Source organism: Aliiroseovarius sp. F47248L (assembly GCF_023016085.1).
Classification (GTDB): domain Bacteria; phylum Pseudomonadota; class Alphaproteobacteria; order Rhodobacterales; family Rhodobacteraceae; genus Aliiroseovarius.
The window spans coordinates 2850214-2875055 of the sequence record NZ_JALKBF010000001.1 but is presented as its reverse complement, the minus strand read 5'-3'; the positions used below and the strand labels follow the sequence as shown (position 1 = coordinate 2875055).

The window sequence follows — 24842 nt, the reverse complement described above, 5'->3', positions numbered from 1 at the left end:
ACGCATCCCTCCTAAGGGGCAGGTTGCAGGTTCGAATCCTGCCGGGGTCGCCAAAACTGCCTGAAAAATATGGCTTATTTACAGGACGTTGTGCGGAAGCGTGCAAAAAGTCCCATGCGCTTTCGCGGCGAAATCGGCTGAAACGGCCGATTTCTCGTACAAAACCTGTACAAAATTCGCACGTTTGTGCGTATTTCGGGGGCCAATCATGAGCCGCCATAGCTTTGATCCCAAAATCGCCGGACGTGTGGGTCTCAATGCAGCGGTGATTTTCCAGAACATCACCTTCTGGATCGAGAAGAACCAAGCCAATCGTCGCAACCTTCGCGACGGGCGGTATTGGACCTACAATTCGATCTCTGCCTTCGGAGAGTTGTTCCCCTATCTGAGCGAGAAGCAGATCCGATCAGCGCTCGAAAAGCTGGTCAGTGCAGAGCTGATCATCAAGGGCAATTTCAGCGATGATCGTTATGATCGGACCTGTTGGTATGCCCTGGGCAACTCCATTTGCCCAAATGGGCAAATCGATCCGACCGAAAGGGAAAATGATGCATTTGCCCCTGAGGGCAAGCCATCTGCCCCTGAGGGCAAATCCTATAAGAACAGATATAAACCATATCAAAAACCAAATCCTTCGCACGCGAAGGCGGCGGCGGAGGACGAAGTCTCTGAAAAGATTTTGTCCGCCTATCCCGAGGATCGCGTTCGCGGCAAAGCGGTCTGCGTTTCACAAATCCGCCAGGCGCTGGCCGATGGTGTGGACGCCAAAGACCTTGAGGGCGCCGTGCGGGCCTATGCGAGTGAGAGCGAAGGTTTCACCCGATCCAAGGTGTGCTTCTCCGACAACTGGTTCACCTCTGGCCGTTGGTTGAAATATCTTCACGACGTTGAGGAGGCACGAGAAGCGGGCAAGGCCAAAGAGGCCGAGTTGCTGAAAGGCTTGGCCGAATGGGTCACAGATCGCCATCCACTGTGCCGTCACATCACGCCCGGCCAAGTGACCGCCTTGCTAGCTGCAAACCTGGTCAGCCCCGCCGAAATCGAGGCCGCAGGGCTGAGATCATGAACGCAACTGATCCCCACAAAGAGCAGAGAGCAAGGTTACCCACCGATTACATCGGCGGGACTTGTGAGGGGCGGCAAGCCTCCCCTTCAAACCCCAACCAGACGCGCGCAAGCGGCGTCAAAGAGGGCCTTTCCGAGAGCGTGATCTTTCGATGCACACCGTCCGAAAAGGCAGCGCTTGTGGCCAAAGCGTGCGCCGCTGGCCTGCCCAATGCCACGCTGATGCGAGAGGCCTTGGGGCTGGTCGAGGCACGTCGGCGCAAGCCCGCCCCCCGTGTTGATCCTAAGCTGACCTTTGCAATTGCCCGTGTCGGCGGCAACCTCAACCAGCTCTCCCGCTGGATCAACGGCGCGGTCAAATCCGGCAGTGCGAGCCAGATCGATGCGCTCAAGGTCGCGGCGCAGCTGGTGGTCATCGAGCGGCAGATGGCGCAGATCGTGGCGGCACACACAGGCGGCGAATGATCATCTCGTTCTTCGCCACGGGCACTGGTGGCGGTGCGGCCCCCGTCGACTACCTGACAGCGCGTGAAGTTCTTGCCTATGACGAGAACCGCAACCTCATCCGCGACGACACCGGCCAGCCGCAAACCAAGATCCGCGACCCGCTGCCCGAGGTACTGCACGGTAATCCAGACCAGACCCGTGACCTGATCGATGCGAGCCCCAACAAGTGGAGCTACACCGCAGGCGTGATCAGCTTTGCCGATAGCGATGATCCCAGTCCCGACGCACAGCAAGAGGCCATTGAGCTATTTGAGGCTCTGGCCTTTGCTGGGCTGGACAGGGATCAATACGATTGCCTTTGGGTGCGCCACTCGCATGAAGGCAATGTCGAGCTGCACTTCTGCACGCCACGCCTTGAGCTGAGCATGGGCAAGGCGTTGAACATCGCTCCGCCAGGCCATGAGAACGCCTTTTCCAGCCTCCGCGATTTGATGAACAAGACCCACGGTTGGGCAGACCCTTTGGAGCCAGAACGCGCACGGGAGGTAAGGGCGACGATTGAGGCCCCAACCCGCGCACAGGGGCGCGAGGCGCTGCACGATTGGATCCTCGATCAGATCAGCGTCGGCACCATTACTGACCGAGCCAGCATGATCGACGCACTCACTGACGCGGGATTCGAGATCCCCCGTGCCACCAAAAATTACATCACTGCCAAAGACCCCGACACCGGTGAGCGCTGGCGCTTGAAAGGAGAGATTTTCCATGACGACTGGCAAGCCGAACCGCCTCGCCGAGAAATTGAACGCGGACCTGGAGACGATCCGGAGCGACCACGCCGCCTTGATGGCATCTCAACTGGAGAGCTTCAGGAGCGATTTCAGCAGCATTGCGACCAGCGCGCTGCATACAATCGAGACCGATATCAGGTTCTTTCTGAGCGACAGCAAGAGCGAGTTGGAGAGGCGGAGCGAGACGATCAGGCGCTGGTTGACGATCTCACCTTGGGTGATCGTGGGGATGGTCTCAACCTGGATCGCGACAGTGCTGATGGCGAGTTGGTTTTGGACGGGTTTGATCACGCGCTCGGAGCTAACGCAGATGGGTATGACGCGGATCGAACAGGCGGGGCAGACATGGGTGACGCTGGACCCCGACCGGACGGAGTTGAAGACCTGCACGATGGCGCAACGGCCCATCATCTGTATCGAGATCAAGGAGCCTTAGATGACCATTCCACCGATAACACCCCTGACAGCTTTGGAGCGCGAATTGCTCGCATCCGTCGAACGGTTGGTGACGGCCTGCGAGAGCTCAGCCAAGGAATTGCACGCCTTGGAGAAACGCTCGACCAGCAGGATCGAAAGCAAGGTGAATGGCTTGGCGCACTGCGTGGCGCTATTGATGAAATCACATCTCACGTCCGTAAACACATTGGCCGACTTGCTGCGCGAGGAGCAGACTTACGAGACGCTTCAAGCGGGATTAGAGACCAGCTGGAAACTAGCGAAAGACGCCGAGAAGCGGCTGAACGAGAGTTAGACGCGAGAGATAGCCACCGCAGCGCGGGCCACTCGCTTTGATCTAACTGCAAATGTTGGCGTGGTTCGAGGGTCTGCAGCGGGAATCTTAGATTCGTTCTGCAGCAATTCACCACACGTCTGCGATTTCTTTGCTGGGTGGGCATGCGGATAAACCGGAAGTTCATGTAGAATGCAGCGAAGAGCTTGAAAGAGCCCATTTTGGCTTTTTCTGCGTTGCGCACCAACGGCCGGTATCTGTGGATCACTGCACCCGCCGTTTCTGACGTGACGTTGCTGCGCCGCAACTCCTTCGAGAAACTAACGAGAGGCCAAACTGGATGATGGGACCGGGATCGAACGTTGGTTTTCCTGCCCCAAGAGATCCGGCACTGCTCGGAACTCGCTGCCACAGTTTGCCCGACAAACTATGAATCGGCGTCTGGAGTGTTCGGCTGCTGGATGTCGTCAAAGGATATCCGCCGTTCGGATGTCCTCCGCTGCGAACTCGATCAGTGCGCGCACTTTGCGGGGCAGTGCGCGGCCTTCTAGATAGACAGCGGCAACTGGTCCGGTTTCGCCGTCATGGGCTGTCAACACTGGGACCAATGCACCGGAGTCCAGCGCCGCTGCGAGAGCGAAACGCGGCGCATAGGCGATGCCCATGCCGCGCACGGCCAGTTCAGCGGCGGCCCGGGCCGAGTTGACGTGGAACCGACCCTGCACATGGGCAATGGCCTCCTCTGTACCGTTCCTGAAGACCCAGCGATGCGCGGCGCGGCGGTTGGTGTCCACGATGCAGGCATGGTCTGCCAGCTCTGCGGGTGTTTCCGGCATCCCTTGTGAGTCGATATATTCGGGACTGGCGACCACCATGCTTCTGAAAGATCCCAGCTTGCGGACCTTGAGCGACAGCATGTCGGTCTTGCCAATGCGAAAGGCCACATCGATTCCCTCGCTGGCGAGGTCCACGTAGCGGTCGCTCAGCCTCAGATCGAGGGTCAGCCCGGGGTGCGCGGCGCCAAAACGGGCAAGCATGTCGACAACGTATACCTCGCCAAAGGTCGCCGGCGCGGAAATACGGATCACGCCGGACAAGCCCCGGGATCCTTCCGACACCTCGGCCAGCAGGTCATCCAGATCGTCCAGCATCGCCGGGGCGCGCGCCAGCAAATCCTGGCCCGCCGGTGTCAGCCCCACTCGGCGCGTGGTGCGTTGCAGCAGGCGAACGCCCAGCCGATCCTCCAGCGCAGCCACGTATTTCGAGGTCAGCCGGTTCGACACGCCAAGCTGATCCGCCGCAGCGGTGAAGGATCCGGTCTGGGCCGTGGCCACAAAGGCCTTGAGTTCATCGACGAGGTCCATGGATAATTGCGAACGTTTTGAGGATAGTCATTCCACAACATCGCCATTTTGTTGATGGCCGGCAAGCCTTAACTATGCCGCATGACATCAGAGCCGCGCTTCAAGCGGGCCTTGCCAACTCAAAGGAATGACGATCATGACCATTGATGCGACCCCCAAAACCAACGCCGATTACGCAGCCCTCGCCCTGCGCCTGACCAGCGGCGTGGCCTTTCTCGCCCATGGCTGGATGAAGGTCAGCGTCTTCACCATCCCCGGCACCGTCGGCTACTTTGAAAGCCTGGGCCTGCCTGGTTTCTTTGCCTACCTGACCATTCTCGCCGAACTCGGCGGCGGTCTCGCCCTGATCCTTGGCGTTGGCGTGCGCGCCGTCTCGGTCCCGCTGATCGCTGTTCTGCTCGGCGCGGTCTGGGTCCATGGCGGGAATGGTTGGGCCTTCTCGAGAGAGGGCGGCGGCTGGGAATACCCGCTGTTCTGGGCGGTGGTGCAGGGTGCCATCCTGATACTTGGCGCCGGAGCCTACGCGCTGCGCCTGCCGGTGCTTGAAAAACAGCTCGGCCGCTTCGCCTGATCGCCGCAGGGCCGGGCCGCACTACCGCGGCCCGGTCTCATATCAGGAGACGTGTCATGCAGACCCACAGCCTTCAAACCCTTCGCGACAGCTTTGCGCCGTCGGACCGCATGCCGCTGGTCTTTCTCGGTCACGGCAGCCCGATGAACGCCATCGAAGACACCGCCTATGCCCGCGCCTGGATCGACCTTGGTCAGAGCTTGCCGCGCCCCAAGGCAATCCTCGTGGTCTCGGCGCACTGGATGACCAAGGACACCACCTTGGTCGATGTCTCCGCCATGCCGCGTACGATCCATGATTTCTACGGCTTCCCCGAGGCGCTCTATGCCGAGCAATATCCCGCCAGGGGCCAGCCTGATCTTGCCCGCGAGGTGGTGACGCTGCTGGCCTCGCACCGGGCGCAGGAGGACGACACCTGGGGGCTGGATCACGGCGCCTGGGCGGTGCTGAAGTTCCTTTATCCCGAGGCGGATGTACCGGTCTTCCAGGTCTCCATCGACATGGAACGCGGGTTGGAACACCAGCTGGAAGTCGGCCGGACACTCTCGGAACTGCGGGACCGCGGCGTGCTGATCCTTGGCTCCGGCAACGTGGTGCACAACTTGCGCGCCATGCGCCCCGGCGGAAGGCCGATGGACTTTGCGCTGGAGTTCGACGGGCTCTTCGCCGACCGCCTCGCCGACCGCGATTTCGCCGCGCTGGCGGACCGGGAAGCGCTCGGCGCGCTGCTGCGGAAAGCGCATCCGACGGTCGATCATTATCTGCCCGCCTTGACTATCGCCGGCGCCGCAGACATGCGCGACGCGCTGACTTTCATGACCGACAGCATCGACCTCGGCTCGGTCTCGATGCGGTCCTTCGTGTTCCACACTGCTTGAGGAGCTCCCGAAATGCTTAAAGATGGAAAATGGATTGAAGACTGGCAACCGGTGCAAAAGGCCGACGATAAGGGACGGTTCGTCCGCCAGGTCTCGGGCTTTCGCAACTGGATCACGCCGGACGGCCGCCCCGGCCCGACCGGCGAGGGCGGCTTTGCGGCCGAACCCGGTCGCTACCGGCTCTACGTCGCGCTGATCTGCCCCTGGGCGTCGCGCACGCTGATCGCCCGGACGCTCAAGGGACTGGACAAGGTGATCCCGGTGACCGTGGTAAACCCGACTCTGACCGCTCAGGGCTGGCAGTTCGGAGGCTATCCCGGCGCCTATGAGGACCCGCTGTTCGGGGCCCGATATATGCACGAACTCTACACCCGCGCCGATGCCAACTATACCGGCCGCGCCACCGTGCCGGTGCTGTGGGACATGAAGCGGGACGTGATGGTGAACAACGAGAGCGCCGATATCCTGCGCATGTTCGACACCGCGTTCGAGCAGATCGTGCCATCCAACCTGCGCCTTTATCCGGACGATCTGGCCGCGGATATCGACGCGCTAATCCCGCGCATTTACAACATGCTCAACAACGGCGTGTACAAGGCCGGCTTTGCCACTTCGCAAGAGGCCCATGACGAAGCGGTGACCGACGTGTTCGCGATGCTTGACGAACTCGAAGAGCGACTGACGGGCGATTTCCTGTTCGGCGACCGCCTGACCGAGACCGACATCCGCACCTTCGTCACTCTGATCCGCTTCGACGCAGCCTATCACGGGCTGTTCAAGACCAACCGGAAACAGATCAAGGACTACCCACGCCTGTCCGCCTACATGGAGCGGATCCTCGCAATCCCGGGCGTCGCCGGGACCGTGAACATGGACCACATCACCCGCGGCTACTACTCGATCAAGGCGCTGAACCCGAACGGCATAAGGCCAACTGGACCAGAGCATATCGACCGGTTGCTGGCCGCGTAGCCCAGGGGCATTTGGCGCCGTAATCGCTGACAAAAAAGCCCTCTATTGTCGCGGTCTATCGGTTTGAGCATCTTGAAATCCTGGCATCTGCATCGTGTCGCCCACGCGAGGCAGGATGTCCTCATCTCGTCCAAGGCCACGTTCGACTATTCGGGCAAAGTCTTCAGCTGAAAGGGTTCTGACCGCGGCTTGCGCGCGTCCGGATATCTTGCCTTGATCGTTCAGCAATCCTCTTTCGATGACTGAGTTCTCGTCTCGGAATGAAACAGGGTCGCCGAAATCAAGATACGTTCCTGGCTCGATGACCGCCAAGAACATGTCGGGCTTCCTAGGATCCGGAATGATTTCCTGCACTTTGGCGACAGCAAAATACCCTTTGGTCTCTTTGACCTTGCTTGGCTCCAGGTAGACGATCCAATCCCCTTCGCACTGATGGGCACGCGAGAGGTATTGCTTGGGAAACTGATACCGCTCCGAGGGAATATCGTCGTAGATCGAGTCGCTGCGGTGGATGAAGATGCCGAAAGCCATCGGATCACCTGCGTTGTAGGCGTTCCAATTTTCGATCGGCCGCGCGTAGGGTCAGCACCGCACCTGTCAAAAATGGAAGTGCCAAGCCCGCTGCAGCGATTGCGAAAATCATGATGGTGGCCAAAACCGAGTATTCGGCGGTCTGTTGTGCCAGTGATAGTCGACCCAAGCCAATCAGGTAGAACACGCTGGTTCCCAGGAAGATCAGGTAAAGCGGCCCAAAGGGTTCGATCACCTCACGGCGGGTGCGCTCCAAGACTGAATGTCGCAACATGTTCCAGCGTTTGCTTGCCTTGTTCACCAGATTACTCCCTTACCAGCTCGATCCATGTGTGCACGTCATCATCCGTCACTTCACGGCCTTCGACTTGCGATTGATACCAGCGCGCGACGATGGCCCCGCGCTTCTCGCTTTTGACTTTTATGCCCTCGTCGGTGAGGTGCTTATCCAGCGAGCTTTCGATGTGTTTGAGGGCCTCGAAATCATGCCCAGCCCGAATGGATTTGGTGCCGAGCAGTAGCCAAGCGACGTCAACATCGTAGCGGCTTTGCATCTTGACGAGGGCCTCGACCGGGACGCCGCGTTTGCCCTTTTCGTAGCTGTGATAGGCACGATGTGACACGCCAATAGCTTCAGCCATAGCGGCCTGCGAGACGCCTATCTCATTGCGACAGATCGCGAGGCGAGCGCCAATCTCTGCAAACAATTCAGCATCATCTCGCACCATGCAAGTTTCCCAATTGACGAGTGCGCAATTTTGTATAAACATAGCACAAAATGACGCATATTTACGGTTTGATCCATCTGACCACGTCAGAAGGTGCAGAACAAGCGATTCCATGCGTGTCGCCGATTCAACTTACGCGGACAAGGACAACTGAAATGGCAGAGACCAACTATTCAGAAAGCTCTCAGATCCTGGGGCTTGGAAAAACACCCGCGCAGTGGGTCGAAGTTATGGCCGGGATGGGGATCGATATTTCAGAACGCACTTTGCGTGAACGCGCCAATGAGACCGGCGCCTTTTATCGCCTTGGGCGGACTATGCTCATCACGCCCGCGCAAATTGATACGATTTTTGAAGGAGGCCAGTCATGCCGCTCCAAATTTACAAGAGGGGCCGTGTCTACTGGGCCAAGGGGTGGATTGAATACAACGGCAGGCCAATCGCCGGCCCATACCGGCGAAGCACTAAGGCATCTACAGAAGAGGGCGCACGGGACTGGATAAACCATGAGACTGAACGGCAGATCCGTCGCTATGTCGTGGGCGACGAACCGAGCAAGACGTTCTCTGATGCAATCATGCTCTACAACGCGTCCCCCAAAGCGGCGAAGCAGTTGATCCCGATTGTCGAAGCAATCGGCGATCTGTCGCTAGGCGCGATTTCTGGTGCGCTATTGAAGAGCCTTGGACCAAAGCTGAAACCTAAAGCATCGACCGATACTTGGTGGCGCGAAATCGTGACGCCCGCGAGTGCGGTGATCAACAACGCGCACGAGCTGGAAGGCACGCCGCTGATCCGCGTTAAGCCCTACGACAAGTTCGAGCGGATCGCGCAGGACAAGCGGCGCGGGAAACTCAGCCGCGTCGAGCGCACACCGGCTGACAAGGTATGGATCGAGGCGTTTTGCCGTGCCGCAGATCCGTATAACGCCGCGCTGGTCCGTTTTATGTTTGAGACGGCTGCGCGAATTGATCAGGCCGTTTCGTTGGAGCCTGATGACCTAAGGCCGCACGAGAACAAAGTCCGAGTGAAAGCGCAGAAGGGCCATCCGGAAAGTTGGATCACCGTCTCACCTCAGATGATGGACGAGCTGCTTGCACTGCCGCCTAAACGCCCCAAAAATCGCAAGACCGGCAAGCTCATGAAGGCGCGCGTTTTTGGCTATGGCAGTTCCACCGGTTACAACACGCGCTGGAAGACGATCTGCAAGCGCGCGGGCATCCCGTATCTTTCAGCCCACCCAGCAGGGCGGCACGGGTTCTTCACCGAATTGGTCGTCCGTCAGGGCGTCGATCCGGTTACTGCAGCCAAAGCTGGCCGCTGGTCAGACCCCAATTTGCCCATGCGAATCTATGCTCACGCGGAGACCGACGAGGCCGACATCAGGGCCCGTTTTCGTACAAACCACGTACCGGATGACGCTGTACAAACACCCAACAGTAAGAAATCACAAAAGGAATAGCGCTATGAACGCATCCCTCCTAAGGGGCAGGTTGCAGGTTCGAATCCTGCCGGGGTCGCCAAAACTGCCTGAAAAATATGGCTTATTTACAGGACGTTGTGCGGAAGCGTGCAAAAAGTCCCATGCGCTTTCGCGGCGAAATCGGCTGAAACGGCCGATTTCTCGTACAAAACCTGTACAAAATTCGCACGTTTGTGCGTATTTCGGGGNGACATCAGGGCCCGTTTTCGTACAAACCACGTACCGGATGACGCTGTACAAACACCCAACAGTAAGAAATCACAAAAGGAATAGCGCTATGAACGCATCCCTCCTAAGGGGCAGGTTGCAGGTTCGAATCCTGCCGGGGTCGCCACCCCTTCAGATCATCCGGATTACATCTTTGTCGATGGACAGCATGTAGCCTCGGCGGGCGATGGTTTTAACCAGCAGTTCGCTCATCAGCTGATTGCCCAACGCGTCGCGCAGGCGTTTGATGCGGGTGGCACCGGCGGCTTCGTCGCAATCGGCAGGATCGCGACCGGAAATCAGCCCCTCAAGTTCGGACCCCGACAAAACCTCTTCGTCCATCCTTGCTTCGGCAAGGGCCGAGAGGGTTTCAATCGCGGCTTCAGTTAGCGAAAATTCCATGTTGTTCAGATAAACGGTGCGTTCCTCGCGGCTGATCAACAGCGAGTTGACCTGAATGCCCGCGCGTTCAATCTCGCCCATGCGGCGGTTTAGGCCAATGATGGTCAGTAAAAAGACCAGCGCGGCGACCAGCAGCGCGGTGGCAAAGACCAGCAGCACGAAAATTACCATGCGATAGCTGGTTAGCGTATCGGCGAAGGCGGTGCCCGATTGAGCCAAGATCTCTAGAAGCTTGATTTCCGCCCCCGACGTCAGACCGTCGTTTTCGACGAATATCTGCTCGACTCTTGCATTGAATGCATTGGCGTCCGGCAGCGTCATGAACAGCACGATGGCAGCGATCAGAAGAATCCCGACGATCACAGCAATGCCAGCCACAACCACCCGGTTCGAGACCCGCCGAGCATCAGAAGCGAAGGAAGAACTCTCCGGCACTTTCTTTCCTTTCGGTAAGTCCAGTCTCGTTGAAGATGGATTGAATCTTCAAAAGCTGCCACCCCTCGTTTTCAAGGCGATGCTGCACTTGACGCGTGGCAGCCTGTCGGTTGTTGCAGGCATCGTCCGGTAGCTCGATCACGCCGTAGTGCAGCCTGAGCGGGTCGTCCTGTTTCGCTTTGTAATCAGCATAGCACCCAGCCTGTGACGGCAGAGCATAGGCAGAAAGCGCAAGGGTAAGAAGGATATGTTTCATCATGCTCAAACCATGCGGGTCGCCGGCAGGATATTCAATATCAAAGCCAGTGATAGGTCATAACAATGGGGCGTTATTGCCTGACTTTCGAGAGACATCCCAAGATTGGTGCATCTTCCACGCGTCCCCACGGATGCACTGCCGAAAGGACATCAGATGAAATCCCTCTCAATCGCTTCAACTTTGAAATTCGCGCTCAGTGCCACGCTGGCGATGGCGCTGTCAGTCACGCCGGTTTCCGCCAACGACTGGGGAAATCGAAACGACCACGATGACACGGCGGCAGTGCTGGGCCTGTTGCTGGGAATCGCGACACTTGGAGTGCTCCTGTCCGGTCAGGAAGACAGGAAGGATGACAACTATAAACCGCGTCGGCCGCACAAGCGTGTGCATAAGGTGCCGAAACATCTGCAACTGCCCGCGCATTGCCTGAAAAAGTACAAAACGCAACAAGGTAAGCAAAGGTTCTTTGCGCCGAAATGTCTGAAACGGAATTTCTCGCATGCATCTGACCTTCCGCGCGCTTGCAAGGACACCATCGTCGCGCGCAACAAGAACGGCACCTATGTTGCCCGCAAGATTTATCGCCAGGGCTGTCTGAACAATCACGGCTACCGCACCAAGACGACATATTGATCAGAACATCGAGCAGCGGTGCGGCGTCCCCTAACCCATCGCACCGCCAAACTTGCGAGAGCTTCGGCTCTCGCCTTTTTTGCTTGCGGGCAGGCGTGTGATCGGCGACGCAGGGGCATGATCAAACCCGTGCCTGACTTCAGCTTCGAAACTGCCGCGATGAAACGCGGACTTGCCCGTATCGCCGGTGTGGACGAAGTCGGGCGCGGTCCGCTGGCCGGACCTGTCACGGCAGCGGCTGTAGTGTTGGACCCAGCCATCATTCCCGGTGGGTTGAATGATTCCAAGGCTTTGACCGCCAAGAAACGGGAAGCTCTGTATGACATCATTCTGAACTGCGCCGACGTGTCGATCGCCCATGCAACGGTCGAGGAGATTGATGAACTGAACATTCTGCGCGCCAGTCATCTGGCGATGGAACGCGCAGTTGCCGGGCTGACCGCCTCGCCCGACCACGTGCTGATTGACGGCAATATGACGCCGCGCGGGCTGACCCTGTCATCAGAAACAATCGTGAAAGGGGACGCGCGGTCTGTGTCGATTTCCGCCGCCTCTATCGTCGCCAAAATCACTCGCGACCGGATCATGGTGGATTTGGCGCAACAGTTTCCCGGCTATGGCTGGGAGACGAACGCGGGATACCCATCAAAAAGCCACAGGTTGGCGCTTCAAAATCTTGGTGTGACCCCACACCATAGACGTTCGTTCAAGCCGGTGCACAACATCTTGTATCAAGATAAATAAGTAAGTGACTGATTCAAAAAAGAATTTGACGGCGAATCGCCTTTGACTCATGCTGACCTCATCAAAACGAGCGCAACAATGCGCCACCGATAAGCGCAAAATGCGCCGGGTACATGAGGCAGAAATGAAAACGAAAACCACAACAAAAGCGGCTGTAGACCTGCCGCTGAACCAGATTATTGACGGTGACTGCATCAAGGTGATGAACAGTCTGCCAGAAAACTCGGTCGATCTTATTTTTGCCGACCCGCCCTACAATTTGCAGCTAAAAGGCGAGCTGCACCGCCCCGACAACTCCAAGGTAGATGCCGTTGATGACGATTGGGATCAATTTGACAGCTTCAAAGCCTATGATCAGTTCACCCGCGCCTGGCTGAAAGCCGCGCGCCGTATCCTGAAACCCGATGGCGCGATCTGGGTGATCGGTTCGTATCACAATGTGTTTCGCATGGGGGCGGAGCTTCAGAACCAGGGTTACTGGATCCTGAACGACGTGGTCTGGCGCAAATCGAACCCGATGCCGAACTTCCGCGGTAAGCGCTTTACGAACGCGCATGAAACCATGATTTGGGCCTCGAAATCCGAGGGCGCGAAATACACGTTCAACTACGAAGCCCTGAAGGCGCTGAACGAAGGCATACAGATGCGGTCCGATTGGGTCCTGCCGATCTGCACCGGGCATGAGCGTCTGAAAGACGAAAATGGCGACAAGGCGCATCCGACTCAGAAGCCGGAAAGCCTGCTGCACCGCGTTCTGGTCGGCTCCACCAATCCCGGTGATGTGATCCTTGACCCGTTCTTTGGCACTGGCACTACGGGGGCTGTAGCCAAGATGCTGGGCCGCGATTTCATCGGGATCGAACGGGAAGCGGCTTATCGCAAAGTGGCCGAGAAACGTATCGCGAAGGTCCGCAAGTTTGATAAAGAGGCGCTGACCACCACACCATCCAAACGCGCCGAGCCGCGCGTGCCTTTTGGCCAGCTGGTCGAACGTGGCATGTTGCGCCCCGGCGAAGTTCTGACCAGCCCGCGCGGCAAAACCGCCAAAGTCCGCGCTGATGGCACGTTGATTTCCGGCGAGGCGCGCGGCTCAATCCATCAGGTTGGTGCAGCGCTGGAAAGCGCGCCAAGCTGCAATGGCTGGACTTATTGGTTCTTCAAGCAAGACGGAAAGAAAGTCCCCATCGACCTACTGCGCCAACAAATTCGCGCGGAAATGAACTAATCCAAGAATTTCTGCGGGCACAGACATATGCGCCCGCAACTCGGTGTACCGCCGGTGCCTGTGGTCTGTTCCATGGCACTCTAACTGACCCCGCCCTGCGAAGGGTGGGGCTTTTTTTCGTTGGTGATCGCCACCCACTTGCACCCCCTGCCCCATTTCAGGCAGGAATAGGCTATGTTGCCAATCCTTTATTCCTTCCGCCGTTGCCCCTATGCCATCCGCGCACGCCTTGCCATCGCCAGCAGCGGTGTGCAGGTCGAGCTGCGCGAAATTTTGTTGCGCGACAAGCCACAGGCGTTTCTGGACGCCTCGCCCACCGCGACTGTGCCGTGTCTGGTGACTGCCGATAGCGTGCTGGACGAAAGCTTTGACATCATGCGTTGGGCTTTGGCGCAAAATGACCCCGATGCGCTTTGCGATATGCCGAGCGCAGGGTTTGACCAGATCGACATCTTTGACGGTCCGTTCAAGCGTGCGCTGGATCAGACGAAATACGCCGTGCGTCACCCGGACAGCGACCCGGAAGTCACGCGCGCCGAAGCAATGAAAATTCTGGCCGTGCTTGAGACGCAACTTGGCGGCGGCTGGCTGTTTGGCAACCGTCCGACACTGGCAGATTTCGCCACCCTGCCCTTCATTCGACAGTTCGCAATGATTGACAAGCCGCGCTTCGAAGCCGAAGCGACACCGCGCGTTTCGGCCTGGCTAGAGAAATTTCTAGCCAGCGACCGACTTGCCAACGTAATGCAGAAATATCCGCCATGGAAAACTGGCGACGCACCAACAACCTTCCCCTAGTGCACGCCCGGCGGTGGCAGGGTGCCAGCCTTGTAAGCGCTCCAATCCGTGATCTCTGGATAATGTAGCTTGCGCCATGCGCGCACGCGCGGGTTCATCACCCGCCGCCACACAGGCGGGATCAATGCGGCAACCGTCATTACCGGATAACCAAACGGCAACTGCGGTGCTTCGCTATCGGCATAGGTTTGCAACAGCGGAAACCGACGCGCGGGCTTATAGTGATGATCGGAATGGCGTTGCAGGTTGATCAGCAACCAATTCGAAGCCCGGTGATCGGCATTCCAGCTGTGATGCGGCATCACACGTTCGTATTTGCCGTCACCCAGATGCTTGCGGGTTAACCCGTAATGTTCAACATAGTTCGTCAGCTCCAACTGCCAGATGGCGATGAACGCCTGATAGGCAAACAATGCCAGTCCGAGCCAGCCACCGATCAACACCGAAAAAATACAGCAGATCAGTTGCAGAGCGCCGTATCGCCAGAACGGGTTCGACCCATCCAACGCAGACAGTCCGCGCCGCGCCAGCATCGCCTTTTCCGCACGCCATGCTGACCCTGGTGTTTGTCGTAGTACTCGGAAGAAGTAGCGGTGAAACCCTTCATTGTACCGGGCCGTCACGGCATCACGTGTGGTGCCAACATAGGGGTGATGTACCAAAAGGTGTTCGGTGCGGAAATGGCTGTAAAGGACGGTGGCCAACAACAGATCGGCCAGCCACCGCTCCAATCGGTTGGATTGATGCATCAACTCATGCGCATAAACAATGCCAATTGATCCCGACAGCACACCCACGCCGAAGAAAACAAAGAACTTTTCAAGCAGCGACAGATGGTCGGCTCCGGTCACATACCAGATCATCCCAAATATCATGACGAACTGAATGGGGAACCAGATCAGCGTGATAAATCGATACCAGAAAAGATCACTTTCGGCCGTGTTAGGGTCTGCATTCTCTGTGTAGCGGCCGACGGCTGCATCCAAAACCGCGTAAAACCACCATGTCCCCAGCGGGGGCAAAAGCAGATACCACCCGCCCTTCGCAGCCGCGATGCAGACGAGAACGGGCAGAAAAAGTGAAACTCCGAATGGGGCCGCGTTTCGGAACCGGGAAATCGTTGACGATGGAACCATGGTGACGTCCTTCTTTGTTCCCGGTCAAAGGTATAAACCGCCTGGCTGAATGGCTCAATCCGGCAACGCGGCTTTCGCAACGTCATATGCCTTGCGCATGACGGTCGGCAGATCCGAGGGGCGGATGTTCTGAAATGATCCGGTTTGCACCTGCGTGGTGTTGGAAACCCTAGCCACGCGCAGCGACAGCCTCAGGTGAAAATGCGTGAATGTATGACGCACTTCGACTCCCGGATCGTTCCAATTTGCCTGCAATGGCGCGGCTTCGATGGCTGTGTCGCCCCACTCAGCCCCCGGCCAACCCAGCATCCCTCCCAGCAATCCCCGCTCCGGTCGCCGCTCGACCAGCCAAGCGCCATCCGCGCGTCGAACTAAGTAGACGATTCCATAACGCGTGGGCTTAGGAGTTTTCGGTTTACGGGCGGGTAGCGAGGTCTGCACCCCTGCCCGTCGTGCCTTACAATTCGCGCTCCAAGGACAAATCCCACAGGCGGGCGACTTGGGGGTGCAAATCGTGGCCCCCAAATCCATCACCGCTTGCGCATAATCACCTGGCCGCGTGTCTGGGGTCAAACTGGCAGCACATTCCTTCAACTGAGGTTTTGCATCCGTCAGCGGCGTTTCGATCTGAAACACTCGTGCCATCACCCGTTCGACATTTCCGTCCACCACGGTTTCCGGCAGATCAAAGGCGATCGCGGAAATCGCAGCGGATGTGTATGGGCCGATACCAGGCAGCTTCTCAAGCTCGGCCCGCGTCCGGGGAAACCCGCCCAGATGGGTGATCGTCCGCGCGCATTTCAGCAGATTGCGCGCACGGGCATAGTACCCAAGCCCCGCCCATTCACCCATAACACGGTCATCATCGGCGTCTGCCAAAGCTTCGACAGTGGGCCAAAGGGCCATGAATCGGGTGAAATAGTCTCTTACTGCTGCAACGGTCGTTTGTTGCAACATGATCTCGGAAAGCCACACGGCATAGGGGTTGGGCACTACGCCTGCCGCCCGATCCGAAGGACTGACACGCCACGGCAATTCGCGGGCATGGCAATCATACCAAGTCAAAAGATCAGCGGGTTTCGGCGCGTCACACAAGTGTTATCCCCTATCAGTGCTTTGCACTGGCATAGCATCCTCAACCGCATAGAATAGGGGCAAAACCGGGGTATGCCAGACGTGAGTCAACCAAAAGATAAGCAACGCCGCAGAAAAGGGTTTGAGAGGACCTCGAGCCTTTTGTCGACACGCATTCGCAAGACCAGCGAAGTGCGCGGATTTGCTGTGACGCGTGTTCTGACCCATTGGGCAGAGATTGTAGGCGATGCCACTGCGACCATCGCCAAACCGGTCGAGGTGTCATATGCGCGCGGCGGCATGGGGGCGACACTGACGGTGCTGACCACCGGTGCGCAGGCTCCAATGCTGGAAATGCAGAAAGAGACGCTGCGCGAAAAGGTGAACGCCGTCTATGGATATAACGCCATTGCGCGGATAAGGATCACCCAAACTGCTCCGATAGGCTTTGCCGAAGGACAGGCGCAATTTACTTCTGCACCGAAAAAGGCGCCGGTGATCGACGAAAAAACCAACGCGCGCGCCGCCGAGGTGACGGCTGACGTCACGGATGCCGGCTTGCGCGATGCACTTGAAACACTGGCACGCAACGTGCTGACCAAACAGAAACACGATAGAGGCTGACACATATCATGACCCGAATCCTTCCCATCCTGCTTGCGGCCCTTCTGCTGATCGGCGGCGGCGCATATTACATGAGCCAGAACAACGGCTCGGTTCCCGGTGTTACGATTGCCGAGGCACAAGACGCTGATGTTGAACTGGCCCCTGACATGATCTTGGGCGATGAAAACGCACCGCTTACGGTGATCGAATATGCCTCGTTCACTTGCCCGCACTGTGCCAATTTCCACGACACGGTCTTCAAGGATCTGAAGAAGAACTATATCGACACTGGCAAAATTCAGTTCGTTCACCGCGAGGTGTATTTTGACCGCTTTGGTCTTTGGGCTGGCATGATTGCCCGCTGCGGCGGTGACGATCGGTACTTCGGCCTGACCAACCTGATCTATTCCGGGCAGAAAGAATGGATTGGAGATGGCGATCCCAGCAACATTCTGGACAACCTGCGCAAGATTGGCCGCACCGCAGGCATGAATGACGAACAAATGGACGCTTGCCTGCAAGATGAAGCAATGGCCCAAAGCATGGTTGCCGCTTATCAGAAAAACGCCACAGCGGACGAGATCAACGCCACCCCGTCTTTCGTCATCGACGGTGAGACCTATTCCAACATGTCGTATGACGATTTTGCCAAGTTGATTGACGAAAAGCTGGAAAGCTGATCAAGCGGGTTAGGGCCTCATATAGGCTCTAGCCCAGTCCAATTCGCTTCAATTCTGCATCAATCGATGACCAGTCTGACAGCTCCAGTCGAACGGGAACGGTCAATACCTGCCGTTTGAAGGAATCTGGCAGACGCACAGCATCTTTCTCGGTCGTAACAAGTTGAGCGCCGAGTGCCTTGGCTTCGATCTGCAACCGCTTCATTAGCGCGTCGGTCAGGGGTTGATGATCCGCCAGAGCCTCAGCGCGAAGCAAATCGGCACCCAGGGCTTTGACGGTCGCAAAGAATTTTTCAGGCAGGCCGATACCTGCAAAAGCCAGAACCTTCATTCCCTGCCAATCCATGCCTGTTTGAAGCGGCACCAATTGGCCTGTCACGTGCGGGCACGGAATTGCGTCTTTCCACGCTTCCAAAAACCGCATCTGCGCTCCATCAGGACCGATGGACAGAAGAAGATTGGCACGGCGCAGGCCTTCAGCCACGGGCTCGCGTAAGGGACCTGCGGGGATGCACCTTGCATTGCCGAAGCCCTTCACCGCATCGACCACCACAATCGACAAGGTTTTCCGGACCGAGGGGTTCTGAAACCCATCATCCATCAGGATCACATCGGCACCGGCAGCTTCGGCTGCTTTCACACCCACCGCCCGGTCACGTGCTACCCAAACCTTGGTGAACGCGGCCATCAGCAACGGCTCGTCGCCGACGTCTGTTGCTCTATGCGCCCGCTCTTCCACCAGAACCGGGCCTGCGACGGAGCCTCTATGCCCGCGCGATACAATGTGAACATCAAGCCCGCGTGCCAGCAACCGTTGTGCCAAAGCAATCGTGGTCGGTGTCTTGCCCGTTCCACCTGCATTAATGTTGCCAATACAAATCACAGGAACGCGCGCAAGATAGCCATCATTCTCGGCGACACGCCGTGCGGTTCCGGTGGCGTAGATCCAGCCAAGCGGTGCCAGAACACGCGCGCGCCAATCGGGCCGCAGGGGTGACGTGAACCAGAACCGGGGTGTTTTCATGACACTCCCCTATCGCGGGCGCTGTTCCAGCGCATCGATCAGCTTGCTGCGTAAAAGGTCACTAACCTCGGCCCCGCTGGTTGTGACATCCCAAGCAGCCATTGCCATATTGGCGGCTTCTTCGGGTGACAAAAGGTGTTCAACCGCTTTAGTCAGGCTGGCTCCGTCACTGATCTTGGTTGCAGCCCCCGCGGTTTCCAGTCGTCGATACGATTCGAAAAACCCATTCACCTTCGGGCCAAACAAGACAACCGATCCCAACGCGGCGGGTTGAAGCGGGTTCAGCTCCGTGCCCACTCCCATACTGCCTCCTGCATAGGTGATCGGTGCAAGGTGCATCCACAATCCAGACTCGCCCTGCTGGTCTGCAATAAAAATCTGTACATCTGGCGTCGGCTCGTCGTCGCGCGATCGGCAAGCAACGCCCCACCCGTCTGCTTCCAGTTCGGCAGCGAGTTCTAATCCGCGATCCACTTCGCGCGGCTCAATAATCAGTAACAACCGATGCGATTTGCGCACGAGATGTTTGTGGGTGTCTAGAAGCGTCTGTTCCTCGACCTCACATACCCCGGACGCCAACCAGACAGGGCGTGCCGCCAGTGACGCAGCGATCGCATCCCGTTCAGTCATATTGCAACTAGGCGGTACCACCTGAATCTGTAACGGACCTGATGTTACAACCCGATTCTTCAACGCGCCAAACCGATGCAATTCACGCGCCGCTGTTTCGTTTTCCGCCAGGATAGTGTCAAATCCATTAACCAGTGACTTTATCGAACCCGGCAACCATCGCCATTGGTTTTGCACCTCTTTGGGAACATGTGCATTGACCCAATGCGCCGGTATCCCGCGGTCAAAAACGGCAGGCAATAAAGTCACATCCAGCTTGTCATCCATCCACAACAGAACATCCGGACGCCAGTGATCCAGAAAAGCTGTGACGGGTGCAGAAGCCGAATAGGGCGCGTATTGATGGATGAAATCTGATCCATCTGGCGGGCTGTCATCATGGTGAGTGGTGGTGATCAGAACGGCCAGATCATCGTGATCGGCTTTGAAATGCTCCACCAATCCCAGAACTTTCTCTAACCCCTCAGAGTTTTTCAGGTGGATCCATGCCAGCGCACCATCCGGACGCTTGGCATACCCTCGGCCCAACCGTTCAGCCCCGCGCGTCGGGTGTTCAGTGCCGTCTTCGACACCGCGCCGCAAACGACGCTCAAGCCCCGCGGTGCCCTGCATGTTTTGCAGGCCCCGGAACAATGAAATCCCAATGGGCGGCATTCTTTCTGCACTTCCTCATTCCGCGATGCGTTGTCCGCTCGCATTTTTATACGTCTAGACTATGGTAATTTCGGTAATGAGGGAAGTGTCAGTCGCGCCATTCGCCTGCTGCGAGCATCTTTGTTGCGGCGACGATACGATCGAAACTGGCCTGCGCGCGTTGAACGCTATGACGTGCCCGCAAATATCCATGAACCAATCCCGTCTCGTTGATCCATTGCGCTTTGCCCCCGGCGGTTTGGATTGCGTCGCGGTAGTTCCGCCCATCGTCAGCCAGTAGATCGCATTCGGCAGTGAAAATCACGGTCGGGGGCAGGCCTGCAAAGTCAGTCGCCAGAAGCGGTGCAGCTGTAGGATCGTTTGGTGGCTTTGGCCCTTCACAACGCATCGCTTCATAGAATTTCAGATCATCCAATGTCAGCATCGGCGCTTGAGCATGATCAAGATATGACCCACGCGTCATGTCGCCCCCCAATCCCGGATAAATCAGCACCTGCCCGGCAAATTGCAGCGATCCACGGCTTGTCTGGGCCACGGCGGCCGCCAGATTGCCGCCCGCACTGTCTCCGGCAATAAGTTGCAGCCCGGGCCATGTTAGAGCCACATATTGCGCGGCTTCGCGCGCATCTTGAAACGCAGCAGGGTGCGGATGTTCAGGGCAGAGGCGATAGTCGACGCTGACCACGCGGACACCGGCGCGCGCGCATATTTCGGCGCAGACATCGTCGTGGCTATCCAGACCGCCGACAACGAAACCTCCGCCATGAAAATAGATTAGCGTGACAGTATGCGACCCGCATTCATAGATGCGCAAAGGAATGCTCTCGACTCGATCCTCTCGCGCCATCACACCATCTGGATAGCCATTAAAAAAAGTGCGACACATGTGATTATAAATCTCGCGTTGGCGCAAGACATCCGCCGAAATTGTGTCGGGCGGATAATAGCTCTCCGTTTCCTGTATGAAAGCCCAAGTTTCAGCGTCGATAAGCGTGTTGTAATCCATGACCAGAAAGCTACGCTTCTGTATCTGCGCTGACAAGGAACTCGAAACTGAACGTCAAGACCTTGACTGGCCATAAACCCATCGCCATCTGGACCTACCGGAGCAACGATCTGACTGTTTGGTTCTTGAAACCGCAACACCCAAGCGAACATCTCGGTTCGCCAATAGATGCCTTCATCGAAAAGACGTCGCGACAGGGCGAACAGGTAAATGAATAAACCGGAAGACCTTCAGATTGACACTTCGCCACCCGTATCGGACGAGGTGCGCAAGACGACGTGTTACATGTGCGCCTGCCGTTGCGGGATCAACGTGCATATGAAGGACGGGCAGGTGGCCTATATCGAAGGCAACCGCGATCATCCGGTGAACAAGGGTGTGCTGTGTGGCAAAGGGTCTGCGGGGATCATGCAGCACTATGCGCCCTCGCGGCTGCGCGCGCCCCTGAAGCAGGTTGGTCCGCGCGGATCAGGCGAGTTTGTGGAGATCAGTTGGGACGAAGCACTGGAGATTGCTGCCGGCTGGCTTGGTCCATTGCGCGAAACAGATCCCAAGCGCATGGCGTTTTTCACCGGGCGCGACCAAAGCCAAAGCTTCACCTCATGGTTCGCGCAGGCTTACGGCACGCCAAATTACGCAGCGCATGGGGGATTTTGCTCGGTCAACATGGCGGCGGCGGGCATCTATACCATGGGCGGTGCGTTTTGGGAGTTTGGCCAACCGGACTGGGATCGCACCAAGCTGTTCATGCTGTTCGGCGTGGCCGAAGATCACGACAGCAACCCGATCAAGATTGGATTGGGCAAGCTGAAAGAGCGCGGCGCGCGGGTGATTGGCGTGAACCCGATCCGGTCGGGATATAACGCGATTGCAGATGATTGGGTTGGCATCACGCCGGGGACTGATGGGCTGTTCATCCTTGCGTTGGTCCACGAATTGCTGCGGGCTGGGAAGGTAGATCTAGGCTATTTGTCGCGCTACACCAATGCTGGTTTTATCGTGAATGGAGAGCCTAACTCACCTGAAAACGGCCTTTTTCTACGTGGTGAGACTGGTAAACCACAAGTCCTTTGCCGCGACACAGGCAAACTTGCCGATTACGACGCGCCCGGCATTATGCCTGATCTGGCGGGAAAATACCGCCATGCAGGTGTAAGTCATCGCCCCGTTTTTCAACTTCTCGCCGAACGTTATCTGTTGGATGATTACGCCCCCGAAGCGGTCGCCGAGCAGACAGGCATCGCGGCTGATCGCATCCGTTCGATCGCGGCAGAATTGGCGCGGGTGGCGTTCGAGGAAGAGATTGTGCTCGACCAGCCTTGGACCGACTGGAAGGGGCAAAAGCATGACAAGATGATCGGCCGGCCGGTCAGTTTTCACGCGATGCGCGGTATCTCGGCGCACTCAAACGGGTTCCAGACCTGCCGCGCGTTGCACATGCTGCAGATCTTGCTCGGCTCGGTCGAAGTGCCGGGCGGGTTCCGGTTCAAACCGCCTTATCCGAAGCCTCCCGAGGCACATCCAAGACCGCATGCTGGCGTGAACCCCGGCCAGCCGCTTGATGGACCGCACCTGGGTTATCCGATGGGGCCGGAGCATTTGTTGTTGGACGGAGACGGCAACGCCAAACGCATCGACAAGGCGTTCACCTGGGAAAACCCGATGTCGGCGCATGGGTTGATGCATATGGTGATCTCGAACGCCCATGCTGGCGACCCCTACAAGATCGACACGCTGTTCATGTATATGGCCAACATGGCGTGGAACTCGTCGATGAACTCGACCGAGGTCATCGGGATGCTGACAGAAACGGATGAGAACGGCGACTACGTGATCCCGCACATCATCTACTCAGACGCCTACAGCTCGGAAATGGTGGCCTATGCCGATCTGATTCTGCCCGATACGACCTATCTTGAACGTCACGATTGCATCAGCCTTCTGGACCGCCCGATCTGCGAGGCCGACGGCGCCGCCGATGCAATCCGCTGGCCGGTGGTTGAGCCCGACCGCGATGTGCGTGGATTCCAGACCGTGTTGATCCAGCTTGGGGCGAAGCTTGGCCTGCCGGGATTTGTGACCGAAGACGGATCGGCAAAATTTGAAGATTATGCCGACTATCTGGTCAACCACGAACGCAGACCCGGTGTAGGACCGCTGGCTGGGTGGCGCGGAAAGGACGGGCAGGGAATGGGCAGGGGAGAGCCTAATCCAGCCCAAATCGACCGATACATCGAAAATGGTGGTTTCTGGGTCGATCACATTTCCGACGAGGCGCGGTTTTATAAACCATGGAACAAGGCCTATCAGGAATGGGCGGTAGAGCGTGGGATTTTCGACGCCGAAGCGCCTTATGTGTTCAACCTCTATGTCGAACCGATGCGCAAGTTCCAACTTGCCGCCGAAGGGCATGGCGACATTCAACCACCCGAGCACCTGCGCGCCCGGATCGCGCAGACGATGGACCCCCTGCCGATCTGGTATCCACCTTTTGAGGATACGAATGTCGACGCGGATAAATATCCGATCCACGCCCTAACCCAACGACCGATGCATATGTATCATTCCTGGGGCTCGCAGAACGCGTGGCTTCGGCAGATCACGGGAAAGAATTTCCTCTATCTACCGACCGATCTTTGGCAGCAGCACGGGTTCAAAGATGGCGATTATGCGCACGTCACATCTGCCCACGGATCAATCACCGTGCCAGTCGCCCATCACGCGGCCCTGAACCCTAAGACGGTCTGGACATGGAATGCCATCGGCAAGCGTAAAGGCACTTGGGCGCTGGATAACGACGCGCCGGAAGCGACCGAAGGTTTCCTTCTAAACCACCTGATTCACGAACTTCAGCCGCCGAAAGGCGACGGGTTGCGCTGGGCAAACTCGGACCCCGTAACGGGGCAGGCCGCTTGGTTTGATCTGCGTGTGAAGATCGAAAGAGCAGACCCTAAACCAGCAGAAAGCCAGCCTGCGCATCCGCCGATCACCTCGCCCGTTGGCAAAGGGCCGAGGATCGTGAAAAGGAAGATTTAATGACTGCACTTCCTGAAAAGACCGACAGGAAACTGGGACTGGTGATTGATCTGGATACCTGCGTTGGCTGCCATGGCTGTGTGACCGCCTGCAAGGGCTGGAACACACAGAACTATGGCGCGCCGTTGTCGGATACGGACCCTTACGGCGCGGACCCCGGCGGCACTTTTTTGAACCGGGTGTTCTCCTATGAAGCGCAGACTGAGGGACAGCCTGCCCAAACCGTCCACATGCCGCGATCCTGCCTGCATTGTGACGATGCGCCCTGCGTGACTGTCTGCCCAACCGGGGCTAGCTATAAAAGATCCGAGGACGGGATCGTTTTGGTCAATGAAGATCGCTGCATCGGTTGCGGCCTCTGCGCCTGGGCCTGCCCCTATGGCGCGCGGGAGTTGGACCGCGATGCCGGGATCATGAAGAAATGCACCCTGTGCGTAGATCGGATCTACAACGAAAACCTGCCGGAAGAAGACCGCGTGCCGGCCTGCGTGCGCACCTGTCCCTCTGGCGCGCGGCATTTCGGGGATCTTGGCGACCCGAACAGCGATGTGTCAAAGCTCGTTGCAGATCGTGGTGGTTACGACCTCATGCCGGACCTAGGCACCAAGCCTGTGAACAAGTATCTGCCGCCGCGCCCCAAAGACACGCTGAACACGCAACCGCTTGAGGTGATCGCAGACGAGCCGCAAGGGTTCCTTGGCTGGCTTGATAAAGCGCTCGAAAAGCTCTGACG

26 protein-coding genes are annotated in these 24842 nt (G+C 57.7%); 15 read left to right on the top strand and 11 right to left on the bottom strand.

Translation table 11 applies throughout. The features are described 5' to 3' along the window. Positions 1-208: 208 nt before the first annotated feature. From MWU51_RS14225 to MWU51_RS14215, 3 genes are read left to right on the top strand one after another with little or no spacing between them, the layout of a single operon-like run. Positions 209-1066, top strand: a complete 858-nt coding sequence (locus MWU51_RS14225; RefSeq protein ID WP_247038177.1) for a hypothetical protein — start codon at positions 209-211, stop codon at positions 1064-1066. Further along, entirely contained in the window at positions 1063-1530 is a 468-nt protein-coding gene (locus tag MWU51_RS14220) for a plasmid mobilization relaxosome protein MobC (protein WP_247038175.1), read from the top strand. The genes MWU51_RS14225 and MWU51_RS14220 overlap by 4 nt, the downstream gene beginning before the upstream one ends. After that, on the top strand, positions 1527-3095 hold the full coding sequence (locus MWU51_RS14215; RefSeq protein ID WP_247038173.1) for a relaxase/mobilization nuclease domain-containing protein: 1569 nt from the start codon (positions 1527-1529) through the stop codon (positions 3093-3095). The genes MWU51_RS14220 and MWU51_RS14215 overlap by 4 nt, the downstream gene beginning before the upstream one ends. Positions 3096-3500: 405 nt before the next feature. Here MWU51_RS14215 and MWU51_RS14210 read toward each other — a convergent pair whose 3' ends face one another. Next, positions 3501-4397: a LysR family transcriptional regulator gene (locus MWU51_RS14210; protein ID WP_247038171.1), complete on the bottom strand. Its 897-nt coding sequence runs from the start codon at positions 4395-4397 to the stop codon at positions 3501-3503. Positions 4398-4533: 136 nt separating this feature from the next. On the opposite strand from MWU51_RS14210, the gene MWU51_RS14205 reads away from it, so the two are divergent. The 3 genes from MWU51_RS14205 to MWU51_RS14195 are packed head-to-tail and all read left to right on the top strand — an operon-like array spanning position 4534 to position 6818. Further along, positions 4534-4968 carry a DoxX family protein gene (locus MWU51_RS14205; protein ID WP_247038169.1) on the top strand — a complete coding sequence of 145 codons (435 nt, stop codon included), beginning with the start codon at positions 4534-4536 and terminating at the stop codon, positions 4966-4968. Between the two features lie 56 nt (positions 4969-5024). After that, positions 5025-5846 (top strand): 4,5-DOPA dioxygenase extradiol, encoded by an 822-nt coding sequence (gene ygiD / locus MWU51_RS14200; RefSeq protein ID WP_247038167.1) that lies wholly within the window; start codon positions 5025-5027, stop codon positions 5844-5846. A 12-nt stretch (positions 5847-5858) separates the two neighbouring features. Beyond that, entirely contained in the window at positions 5859-6818 is a 960-nt protein-coding gene (locus MWU51_RS14195; RefSeq protein WP_247038165.1) for a glutathione S-transferase C-terminal domain-containing protein, read from the top strand. A gap of 42 nt (positions 6819-6860) precedes the next feature. On the opposite strand, the gene MWU51_RS14190 is transcribed toward MWU51_RS14195, so the two are convergent. The 3 genes from MWU51_RS14190 to MWU51_RS14180 are packed head-to-tail and all read right to left on the bottom strand — an operon-like array spanning position 6861 to position 8077. Continuing rightward, a complete protein-coding gene (locus tag MWU51_RS14190; RefSeq protein WP_247038163.1) occupies positions 6861-7349 on the bottom strand; it encodes a hypothetical protein in 489 nt (162 codons plus the stop codon). Between the two features lie 4 nt (positions 7350-7353). Further along, complete coding sequence (locus MWU51_RS14185; protein ID WP_039966215.1) at positions 7354-7650, bottom strand: hypothetical protein; 297 nt, start codon at positions 7648-7650, stop codon at positions 7354-7356. A 4-nt stretch (positions 7651-7654) separates the two neighbouring features. Then, complete coding sequence (locus MWU51_RS14180) at positions 7655-8077, bottom strand: helix-turn-helix domain-containing protein (protein WP_058249360.1); 423 nt, start codon at positions 8075-8077, stop codon at positions 7655-7657. A 367-nt stretch (positions 8078-8444) separates the two neighbouring features. Between MWU51_RS14180 and MWU51_RS14175 the strand changes: the two genes are divergently transcribed. Further along, positions 8445-9539 carry a tyrosine-type recombinase/integrase gene (locus MWU51_RS14175; protein WP_247038161.1) on the top strand — a complete coding sequence of 365 codons (1095 nt, stop codon included), beginning with the start codon at positions 8445-8447 and terminating at the stop codon, positions 9537-9539. A 360-nt stretch (positions 9540-9899) separates the two neighbouring features. Here the strand turns inward: MWU51_RS14175 and MWU51_RS14170 are convergent, their stop codons facing one another. Together MWU51_RS14170 and MWU51_RS14165 are read right to left on the bottom strand one after the other, a co-directional pair. Further along, positions 9900-10604: a helix-turn-helix domain-containing protein gene (locus MWU51_RS14170; RefSeq protein ID WP_247038158.1), complete on the bottom strand. Its 705-nt coding sequence runs from the start codon at positions 10602-10604 to the stop codon at positions 9900-9902. After that, positions 10576-10860, bottom strand: coding sequence for a hypothetical protein (locus MWU51_RS14165; RefSeq protein ID WP_247038862.1), 285 nt, complete (start codon positions 10858-10860; stop codon positions 10576-10578). The genes MWU51_RS14170 and MWU51_RS14165 overlap by 29 nt, the downstream gene beginning before the upstream one ends. Before the next feature lie 156 nt (positions 10861-11016). Here MWU51_RS14165 and MWU51_RS14160 point away from each other — a divergent pair, with 156 nt between their 5' ends. The 4 genes from MWU51_RS14160 (at position 11017) to MWU51_RS14145 (ending at position 14263) form a co-directional block, all read left to right on the top strand. Next, entirely contained in the window at positions 11017-11496 is a 480-nt protein-coding gene (locus MWU51_RS14160; RefSeq protein WP_247038156.1) for a hypothetical protein, read from the top strand. A gap of 117 nt (positions 11497-11613) precedes the next feature. After that, positions 11614-12240 (top strand): ribonuclease HII, encoded by a 627-nt coding sequence (locus tag MWU51_RS14155; RefSeq protein ID WP_247038154.1) that lies wholly within the window; start codon positions 11614-11616, stop codon positions 12238-12240. Positions 12241-12364: 124 nt separating this feature from the next. Further along, positions 12365-13465: a site-specific DNA-methyltransferase gene (locus MWU51_RS14150; protein WP_247038152.1), complete on the top strand. Its 1101-nt coding sequence runs from the start codon at positions 12365-12367 to the stop codon at positions 13463-13465. 174 nt (positions 13466-13639) lie between these two features. After that, positions 13640-14263, top strand: coding sequence for a glutathione S-transferase (locus tag MWU51_RS14145; protein ID WP_247038150.1), 624 nt, complete (start codon positions 13640-13642; stop codon positions 14261-14263). On the opposite strand, the gene MWU51_RS14140 is transcribed toward MWU51_RS14145, so the two are convergent. Continuing rightward, complete coding sequence (locus tag MWU51_RS14140) at positions 14260-15399, bottom strand: alkane 1-monooxygenase (protein WP_247038148.1); 1140 nt, start codon at positions 15397-15399, stop codon at positions 14260-14262. The genes MWU51_RS14145 and MWU51_RS14140 overlap by 4 nt on opposite strands. Before the next feature lie 54 nt (positions 15400-15453). Then, the gene (gene mutY, locus MWU51_RS14135) at positions 15454-16494 is read right to left on the bottom strand and encodes an A/G-specific adenine glycosylase (RefSeq protein ID WP_247038146.1); all 1041 of its coding nucleotides are present in this window, start codon (positions 16492-16494) and stop codon (positions 15454-15456) included. A 72-nt stretch (positions 16495-16566) separates the two neighbouring features. On the opposite strand from mutY, the gene MWU51_RS14130 reads away from it, so the two are divergent. Both MWU51_RS14130 and MWU51_RS14125 read left to right on the top strand, forming a co-directional pair. Further along, on the top strand, positions 16567-17097 hold the full coding sequence (locus MWU51_RS14130) for a DciA family protein (RefSeq protein ID WP_247038144.1): 531 nt from the start codon (positions 16567-16569) through the stop codon (positions 17095-17097). Between the two features lie 8 nt (positions 17098-17105). Beyond that, positions 17106-17759: a DsbA family protein gene (locus MWU51_RS14125; RefSeq protein WP_247038142.1), complete on the top strand. Its 654-nt coding sequence runs from the start codon at positions 17106-17108 to the stop codon at positions 17757-17759. 28 nt (positions 17760-17787) lie between these two features. Here the strand turns inward: MWU51_RS14125 and lpxK are convergent, their stop codons facing one another. The 3 genes from lpxK to MWU51_RS14110 form a co-directional block, all read right to left on the bottom strand. Further along, positions 17788-18783, bottom strand: coding sequence for a tetraacyldisaccharide 4'-kinase (gene lpxK / locus MWU51_RS14120; RefSeq protein ID WP_247038139.1), 996 nt, complete (start codon positions 18781-18783; stop codon positions 17788-17790). A gap of 9 nt (positions 18784-18792) precedes the next feature. Next, the gene (locus tag MWU51_RS14115) at positions 18793-20067 is read right to left on the bottom strand and encodes a glycosyltransferase N-terminal domain-containing protein (RefSeq protein ID WP_247038137.1); all 1275 of its coding nucleotides are present in this window, start codon (positions 20065-20067) and stop codon (positions 18793-18795) included. A gap of 88 nt (positions 20068-20155) precedes the next feature. Further along, a complete protein-coding gene (locus tag MWU51_RS14110; RefSeq protein ID WP_247038135.1) occupies positions 20156-21073 on the bottom strand; it encodes an alpha/beta hydrolase in 918 nt (305 codons plus the stop codon). Positions 21074-21283: 210 nt separating this feature from the next. Here MWU51_RS14110 and MWU51_RS14105 point away from each other — a divergent pair, with 210 nt between their 5' ends. Continuing rightward, positions 21284-24109 (top strand): molybdopterin oxidoreductase family protein, encoded by a 2826-nt coding sequence (locus MWU51_RS14105; protein WP_247038133.1) that lies wholly within the window; start codon positions 21284-21286, stop codon positions 24107-24109. Then, on the top strand, positions 24109-24840 hold the full coding sequence (locus tag MWU51_RS14100; protein ID WP_247038131.1) for a 4Fe-4S dicluster domain-containing protein: 732 nt from the start codon (positions 24109-24111) through the stop codon (positions 24838-24840). The genes MWU51_RS14105 and MWU51_RS14100 overlap by 1 nt, the downstream gene beginning before the upstream one ends. The last annotated feature ends 2 nt before the right edge of the window (positions 24841-24842 follow it).

Bases quoted from the DNA above. Each gene is read 5' to 3' on its own strand.
- MWU51_RS14225 (WP_247038177.1), top strand. From the start codon at position 209: ATGAGCCGCCATAGCTTTGATCCCAAAATCGCCGGACGTGTGGGTCTC.
- MWU51_RS14220 (WP_247038175.1), top strand. From the start codon at position 1,063: ATGAACGCAACTGATCCCCACAAAGAGCAGAGAGCAAGGTTACCCACC.
- MWU51_RS14215 (WP_247038173.1), top strand. From the start codon at position 1,527: ATGATCATCTCGTTCTTCGCCACGGGCACTGGTGGCGGTGCGGCCCCC.
- MWU51_RS14210 (WP_247038171.1), bottom strand. From the start codon at position 4,397: ATGGACCTCGTCGATGAACTCAAGGCCTTTGTGGCCACGGCCCAGACC.
- MWU51_RS14205 (WP_247038169.1), top strand. From the start codon at position 4,534: ATGACCATTGATGCGACCCCCAAAACCAACGCCGATTACGCAGCCCTC.
- ygiD (WP_247038167.1), top strand. From the start codon at position 5,025: ATGCAGACCCACAGCCTTCAAACCCTTCGCGACAGCTTTGCGCCGTCG.
- MWU51_RS14195 (WP_247038165.1), top strand. From the start codon at position 5,859: ATGCTTAAAGATGGAAAATGGATTGAAGACTGGCAACCGGTGCAAAAG.
- MWU51_RS14190 (WP_247038163.1), bottom strand. From the start codon at position 7,349: ATGGCTTTCGGCATCTTCATCCACCGCAGCGACTCGATCTACGACGAT.
- MWU51_RS14180 (WP_058249360.1), bottom strand. From the start codon at position 8,077: ATGGTGCGAGATGATGCTGAATTGTTTGCAGAGATTGGCGCTCGCCTC.
- MWU51_RS14175 (WP_247038161.1), top strand. From the start codon at position 8,445: ATGCCGCTCCAAATTTACAAGAGGGGCCGTGTCTACTGGGCCAAGGGG.
- MWU51_RS14165 (WP_247038862.1), bottom strand. From the start codon at position 10,860: ATGAAACATATCCTTCTTACCCTTGCGCTTTCTGCCTATGCTCTGCCG.
- MWU51_RS14160 (WP_247038156.1), top strand. From the start codon at position 11,017: ATGAAATCCCTCTCAATCGCTTCAACTTTGAAATTCGCGCTCAGTGCC.
- MWU51_RS14155 (WP_247038154.1), top strand. From the start codon at position 11,614: ATGATCAAACCCGTGCCTGACTTCAGCTTCGAAACTGCCGCGATGAAA.
- MWU51_RS14150 (WP_247038152.1), top strand. From the start codon at position 12,365: ATGAAAACGAAAACCACAACAAAAGCGGCTGTAGACCTGCCGCTGAAC.
- MWU51_RS14145 (WP_247038150.1), top strand. From the start codon at position 13,640: ATGTTGCCAATCCTTTATTCCTTCCGCCGTTGCCCCTATGCCATCCGC.
- MWU51_RS14140 (WP_247038148.1), bottom strand. From the start codon at position 15,399: ATGGTTCCATCGTCAACGATTTCCCGGTTCCGAAACGCGGCCCCATTC.
- MWU51_RS14130 (WP_247038144.1), top strand. From the start codon at position 16,567: ATGCCAGACGTGAGTCAACCAAAAGATAAGCAACGCCGCAGAAAAGGG.
- MWU51_RS14125 (WP_247038142.1), top strand. From the start codon at position 17,106: ATGACCCGAATCCTTCCCATCCTGCTTGCGGCCCTTCTGCTGATCGGC.
- lpxK (WP_247038139.1), bottom strand. From the start codon at position 18,783: ATGAAAACACCCCGGTTCTGGTTCACGTCACCCCTGCGGCCCGATTGG.
- MWU51_RS14115 (WP_247038137.1), bottom strand. From the start codon at position 20,067: ATGCCGCCCATTGGGATTTCATTGTTCCGGGGCCTGCAAAACATGCAG.
- MWU51_RS14110 (WP_247038135.1), bottom strand. From the start codon at position 21,073: ATGGATTACAACACGCTTATCGACGCTGAAACTTGGGCTTTCATACAG.
- MWU51_RS14105 (WP_247038133.1), top strand. From the start codon at position 21,284: ATGAATAAACCGGAAGACCTTCAGATTGACACTTCGCCACCCGTATCG.
- MWU51_RS14100 (WP_247038131.1), top strand. From the start codon at position 24,109: ATGACTGCACTTCCTGAAAAGACCGACAGGAAACTGGGACTGGTGATT.